Raw genomic sequence first — 5,804 nt, 5'->3', positions numbered from 1 at the left:
ACTTCGGCGCGGGTTTCAGGCCTGGTCTCAAAAATGCCACGAACTGCAGAGCTTACAGTTAAGGCCCCTGGCTTGCGTACCCCTCTCATGGTCATGCACATGTGTTCCGCTTCGATTACTACCGCCACCCCAAAAGGCTTCAGGGTTTCGTTTATACAGTCTGCTATCTGGGAAGTGAGTCTTTCTTGTAACTGAGGACGCAGGGCATAGGCTTCTGCCACCCTGGCCAACTTGCTTATCCCCACCACTTTACCGCCGCGGGGGATGTAAGCTACATGGGCTTTGCCATAAAAAGGAAGCAGGTGGTGCTCGCACATGGAATACAAGGGAATATCCTTTACCAGTACCAGTTCGTCATGAAATTCAGTAAAGGAAACCTGCAGAAATTCCTTGGGGTTAGCATTCAGGCCGGCAAATATCTCGTTATACATGCGGGCCACCCTTTGCGGTGTGTTCAACAAACCTTCCCGCTCAGTATCTTCCCCAATCGCTTCCAGTATCATGCGAACAGCTTGTTCAATTTTGGCTTGATCTATGGCTTTTTTTTGCATCTTGCTCATCCTCCAAGTTGTCTGAAAAAACATTGTAATGTCTGCTATCCTATTAAATATAATAACAGATAATTGCTAATATTTTTAACCGTATTAAACCCCCCATGGCTGGTGGCCACAACTACTGATGAAAATAGCCGTATTACAGAAGGTTATTATAGACGCATCAAAAGTATATTTTCTTAAAATTCCTTGTAATATATCAGAAGGACCGTCTCTATGATATATTTTTATAAAAGGCCGTTTCCAATTCTTTTTTTGTTAAATCCTTTTTGGCGGGAAAAACTAAAGCAAGGTGCAAAATAATTAGCAAGCTAAAGGAGGCAAAATTGTGGCCAAGAACAAGAAGGAGAACAAGAAAGACGATAGCATTTATCCGGATGGAATCCAGCGTTTTCAGGCGCAAAAGGATGAAATGATTGGCGCACCGGTACGAAAAAAGAAAAAGCAGGAAAAACAGTAGGTTTAATGTGATAAAAGCGTCCCATCAGGGACGCTTTTATCCTGCATACCCTGGACTTCTGATAGAAAGAAAGCTGTAGTGTGTCCGGCAAAATGATGAGCAGTTTGTATAATTACTAATCTGTCAAGAACACCATACTCTTGACAGATTAGTAATTATCGGGATAAATGAAAGTATAAAGTCTGGAGCACGTAGAAATGTTGAGCTAAATATGATTATTCTAGGAGAAGGATAGATTGAGACTGGCAAAATACCTGGCTGATTCTGGGATTTCATCCCGAAGGCAGGCGGAAAAATTAATCGCCCAGGGCAAGGTTAAGGTAAACGGTCAAACCATTTACGAACTGGCTTTTACTTTAAACCCTGGGGACCGGGTTGAATATGAGGGGAAAATTGTTGAATCAGCGGATAGGGTCTACCTTTTACTGAACAAGCCCAGAGGCTATATATGTACTCTTTTTGATCCGCAGGGAAGGCCGCGGGTCATAGATTTACTAAACGGTATAAATACCAGGGTATTTCCCGTGGGCAGGTTGGACTTTGATACCGAAGGCCTATTACTGCTAAGCAATGATGGCGAATTTAGCAACCTGATGACCCATCCCCGCTATTTAATTCCCAAAAAATATGAAGCTTGGGTTCAGGGATTGCTTAACCCCGACACTATCAGGAAACTAGAGAAAGGGGTAGCTTTGGAGGATGGCATTACCGCTCCTTCCCGGGCAAAGTTGCTGAGCAGCGAGAAAGGACAAAGCTTGCTGGAATTAGAAATCCATGAAGGTAAAAAGAGGCAAATTAAAAGAATGTGCCTGGCAGTTGGGCATCGGGTAATAAGTCTAAAAAGAACCGCCCTGGCTTTTTTAACTCTGGAAGGAGTAGCCCGAGGTCAGTTTCGTTTTCTAACTTCCGCGGAAGTGGAGGGACTAATAATGCTAGCCAGACAGTCAGGGAAATAAGCTATGAATTCATGCCACTTAGGAAAGTTTGCTGTTCTAAATAATAAAATCCAGCAACTGCCGCAAGGGATTAACAAATATGCTGTATTGATTTTTGCTGGAGATAATGGCATTAGCCTGGAGAATTTCAGTTCCTATCCTCCGCTCAGCTCCAGGGATATTGTTATAAGTCATCTGAAAGGCGAAAGCCCCACTGCTGCCTTGCTAAATCGCTCAGGTCACCAAGAAATAATAGTGGATGTGGGTTTATACCAGCGGGTAAATGACGAGAGAATAATACAAAGAAATATAGTCCGGGGCAGCAAGAATTTTCTCTATAATGATGCTTTGGAAAAAGCTCAGGTCGAAAAAAGCATTGAAGTAGGACTTTGCGTCTGGGACGATGTTGAGGCGGAAAAATTTGATATAATAGGAATAGGTGAAATTGGCATAGGCAATACCCTCTGTGCCGCTGGATTAGCGGCTGTAATTACGGGCCTGGAGCCGGAATATTTAGTTGGTAGTGGTTCTGCCAGTAATAAAGTAATCAATAGAAAAATCGATATTCTTTCTAAAGCGCTAAAATTACGTTCTCCTGACCCCGATGATCTTATTGACTTGCTGGCTCGTTTTGGCGGCTTGGAATTGGCAGCTCTAACTGGTTTTATTTTAGCTTCGGTGAACAAAGGGAAAATCATAATGTTGGACGGTTATGTTACGGCGGTGACTGCTCTGCTGGCTAGCCGGATAGATGCTCGGGTATCTTCCCACTTGATTGCTCCCAGTACTACTGGTGAACCAGGTCACTGGCCAGTTCTTAAACAATTGGCTTTGGAGCCGGTATTTGATTGGGCTATAAATTATGGGGAAGGATTGGCGGCTGCTATTGCCTTGTTTTTGGCAGAAGTCTTCTTTTTTGCAGGTAACCAGAATTAGTAATGGCATCTCACCGTTCAAGCACCGCCGTCTAATCCACTTTTCACCGATGGTTGTTATCGCCGGGCATGGGGTGTAATAAGAAAATATTTTTCCTGCAGATGTAATTATGATTGGGGGAGCAAAATTTGACCAGAATTCAAATGCGAGTGCGTTTTGATTTTATGGGGAAAAGCAAATCCGGACGCCTGTTATGGGGAGGAAAGAACCCGGAGCAACTGGCGGAAGAATTGCGGCAGCATAAAGCCTCACTTATTCGCAATATTCCTGTACAGGGCGTCCATATAGATGACATTGACATGAGCCAGGATCTATACTCTATATATGACGAGATAAGCGGTAAGCAAATCTGTTTTGCTCCGGTATTGATTACCTTTACAGCCGCTTCGATGGAAGATGCCATCAGGTTTACCATGAAAGAAGAGTTTAGGACAGTTGAATTGATTGAACCCGAGGAAATAACCCTGTCCCGACCTGAAATAGAGAGGTTACTCTTGAGGATTTCTGAGGAACTTGCGGAATACCGCGATTATATTGAGAAAAAATTGGACAACTGGAAGTAAATGAGGGAGGCTGACAGATGACTAAGATTACTTTGGATTCGATAGTGGAAGCCGTTAATGAACTACCGGCCTTGCCGCATATAGTAGTCAAAATCATGCAGCTTTCTGAGGATCCCGATTCAAGTGTTCAGGATATAAGCAATGTATTAAATCAGGATCAGACCATGACGGCACGGGTCTTAAGGTTGGCGAATTCCGCTTTTTTTGGCTTTCCCCGCCGGATTTCCACGGTTACTGATGCAATTGTATTTCTGGGTTTTAAGACCATCCGCAGTATAGTTTTGGCAGTTTCCGTAAGCAATATTCTTGACCGGGAAATGGAGGGTTATGCGCTGGAGCATGGTGAGTTGTGGCGGCATTCGCAGTGCTCAGCCATTGCTGCCCGCATGATAGCCCGAAAATGCAAGTTTGGTAGTCTTGACCTGGCCTATACGGCAGCTCTTTTGCATGATATTGGCAAGGTAATCCTAAATGATCACATGAAAGAAGCTTATCATGAGGTGGTGGCCCGGGTGGACGAAAACAATATCTCCTTTATGGAAGCGGAAAATGAGGTTTTTGGATTTAATCATGCCCAGGTTGGAGCCCGTGTTGCTGAAAAATGGAATCTTCCCCCGGAGTTAGTGGAAAGCATTGCTTTGCATCATAGCCCCCAGGATGCGTTATTAAACCAGCGGCTTACTTCTATTGTTCACCTGGCTGATGCCATCTGCGTCAGTATGGGCATAGGAATCGGAATTGATGGGATGCTCTACCCTCTATCGGATGAAGCATTAAAACTCCTGGACTTTGATGAAATCGAGGTGGAAAAAACCATATCTGAGCTGGTGGATGTCTTCGCCGATCAGCAGAGTTTTTAATGATGCCAGGAAATCGAGCTATTACTGTGGCTGGCCTATATATTACCCGCCCCATTATTATCTGCTTGCTTTACTACATCGCCTTTTCAATTCTAAAAACTATTCCTAAAATAATCATTTATAATTGACTCTACTGCAAAAACCCCTCTTGTTGCATAAGGGTTGCATAAATATACAAAGCGATGGCGAAGCATGATTCGGAACGACACGGGGGTCGTTCCCTACACACCCTTCGGTCGCTTTTAATGTAGCTGAGGGTATATTTATGCATGCTAATGCATAAATATAACTTTTTGCAGTGACATCATAATTAAAAAATAACAACAAAAACCTGGAAATAACACTTTATGCTTGATTTTACGGGCATCCTGTATTATTATTACCCAATAAGAATTCGGTTTAAGGGGAAAATACTTGGGAAAAATTGCTGTATTCGCAGGTGGGTTCGGCAGCGGTAAAAGTGAAGTAGCGATTAATTTTGCTATAGAGGAAGCAAAAATAGCTGCGGAGGTAGTACTGGCTGACCTGGACATGGTGAATCCGTTTTTTGCCTCCAGGGAAGTTGGACAAGTTTTAGAAAGAGCGGGAGTTAAACTTTTTGGTCCAGGTGGAGACTTGTCCTTCGGGGATGTGCCCAGTATTCCCGCAGAGATCATTGCCCTTATTCAACAGGAAAACCACTTGTTTATTGATCTTGGAGGGGATGAAGTCGGCTCTTTGGTTATGGGATACCTGAGTCGCTTTTTAAAAAGGCGGGAGGAGATGGAAGTTTTTTTGGTCTTAAACCCCTACCGTCCTTTTTCCTCTGAGTTGGCCGGAGTAAGCAAAGTGAAACAGCTGATTGAGCTTGCTGCCCGGGTAAGGATCACCGGAATAATTAGTAATCCCAATCTAGTAGAAGAGACTAACCTGAAAACGATTATTGAGGGGCACAGGCAGGTGCAGGAATTTGCGGCTTTTCTGCAACTACCGGTAAAATTCCTATGCGTTGAGGAAAGATTCTGGGGTCAACTTCTTCCCCGTTACGGCAGTATTCTTAAAAAACTGACATTGCATTTGCGGCCTACCTGGTTGCAGGACATATAGGGGGAGGAATGTAGTATGGCCAGGGGCAGGGTTATTTTTTTTGCTGATCGTTGTAAAGCCTGTGGACTTTGTGTAGAGTTTTGTCCGAAAAATATACTGGTTTTTGACGATCATACCATCAATGTTTTGGGTTTTCACCCGATAATGCTTTTGCAGCCTGATGAATGCACCGGTTGTGGGGTTTGCGGCTTAATGTGCCCGGATCTCGTCATTCAGGTAGAAAGGGAGTGATGGTATGAAAAAGGTATTGATGAAAGGAAATGAGGCACTGGCCGAAGGTGCCTTAATTGCCGGTTGCCGTGGATTTTTTGGTTATCCCATCACCCCCTCCAGTGAAATTGCGGAGTATATGGCCAGGAAACTGCCTAAAATTGGAGGAGCTTTTATTCAGGCTGAGAGTGAACTGGCGG

At 43.9% G+C, this 5,804-nt stretch carries 8 protein-coding genes and 1 pseudogene; 8 read left to right on the top strand and 1 reads right to left on the bottom strand.

Going from position 1 to position 5,804, the window contains the following annotated elements:
- The coding region (gene folE / locus PHP87_RS10315) for a GTP cyclohydrolase I FolE (RefSeq protein ID WP_299921052.1) at positions 1 to 551 on the bottom strand (551 nt) is incomplete at its 3' end.
- 331 nt (positions 552 to 882) lie between these two features.
- Here folE and PHP87_RS10310 point away from each other — a divergent pair.
- The 8 genes and pseudogenes from PHP87_RS10310 to PHP87_RS10275 form a co-directional block, all read left to right on the top strand.
- Entirely contained in the window at positions 883 to 1,014 is a 132-nt protein-coding gene (locus tag PHP87_RS10310) for a hypothetical protein (protein ID WP_299921050.1), read from the top strand.
- A 236-nt stretch (positions 1,015 to 1,250) separates the two neighbouring features.
- Positions 1,251 to 1,970, top strand: coding sequence for a pseudouridine synthase (locus PHP87_RS10305; RefSeq protein WP_299921048.1), 720 nt, complete (start codon positions 1,251 to 1,253; stop codon positions 1,968 to 1,970).
- Positions 1,971 to 1,973: 3 nt separating this feature from the next.
- Positions 1,974 to 2,885: a nicotinate-nucleotide--dimethylbenzimidazole phosphoribosyltransferase gene (locus PHP87_RS10300; RefSeq protein WP_299921046.1), complete on the top strand. Its 912-nt coding sequence runs from the start codon at positions 1,974 to 1,976 to the stop codon at positions 2,883 to 2,885.
- A gap of 128 nt (positions 2,886 to 3,013) precedes the next feature.
- Positions 3,014 to 3,448 (top strand): hypothetical protein, encoded by a 435-nt coding sequence (locus tag PHP87_RS10295; protein ID WP_299921044.1) that lies wholly within the window; start codon positions 3,014 to 3,016, stop codon positions 3,446 to 3,448.
- 17 nt (positions 3,449 to 3,465) lie between these two features.
- Positions 3,466 to 4,308, top strand: coding sequence for an HDOD domain-containing protein (locus PHP87_RS10290; RefSeq protein ID WP_299921042.1), 843 nt, complete (start codon positions 3,466 to 3,468; stop codon positions 4,306 to 4,308).
- A gap of 414 nt (positions 4,309 to 4,722) precedes the next feature.
- The gene (locus PHP87_RS10285) at positions 4,723 to 5,394 is read left to right on the top strand and encodes a hypothetical protein (protein ID WP_299921040.1); all 672 of its coding nucleotides are present in this window, start codon (positions 4,723 to 4,725) and stop codon (positions 5,392 to 5,394) included.
- A 15-nt stretch (positions 5,395 to 5,409) separates the two neighbouring features.
- On the top strand, positions 5,410 to 5,625 hold the full coding sequence (locus PHP87_RS10280) for a 4Fe-4S binding protein (protein ID WP_299921038.1): 216 nt from the start codon (positions 5,410 to 5,412) through the stop codon (positions 5,623 to 5,625).
- A 4-nt stretch (positions 5,626 to 5,629) separates the two neighbouring features.
- Positions 5,630 to 5,804 (top strand): annotated as a pseudogene (locus PHP87_RS10275) (3-methyl-2-oxobutanoate dehydrogenase subunit beta); the annotation flags it as partial.

The sequence above is a fragment of the Syntrophomonas sp. genome (assembly GCF_028707975.1).
Taxonomy (GTDB): Bacteria; Bacillota; Syntrophomonadia; order Syntrophomonadales; family Syntrophomonadaceae; genus Syntrophomonas.
The sequence above is the reverse complement of the archived record's forward strand: the minus strand, read 5'-3'. Positions and strand labels throughout refer to the sequence as shown.

What these genes read in the sequence shown, in the direction of transcription:
- PHP87_RS10290 (WP_299921042.1), top strand. Translation starts at nt 3,466, where the DNA reads ATGACTAAGATTACTTTGGATTCGATAGTGGAAGCCGTTAATGAACTA.
- PHP87_RS10300 (WP_299921046.1), top strand. Translation starts at nt 1,974, where the DNA reads ATGAATTCATGCCACTTAGGAAAGTTTGCTGTTCTAAATAATAAAATC.
- PHP87_RS10280 (WP_299921038.1), top strand. Translation starts at nt 5,410, where the DNA reads ATGGCCAGGGGCAGGGTTATTTTTTTTGCTGATCGTTGTAAAGCCTGT.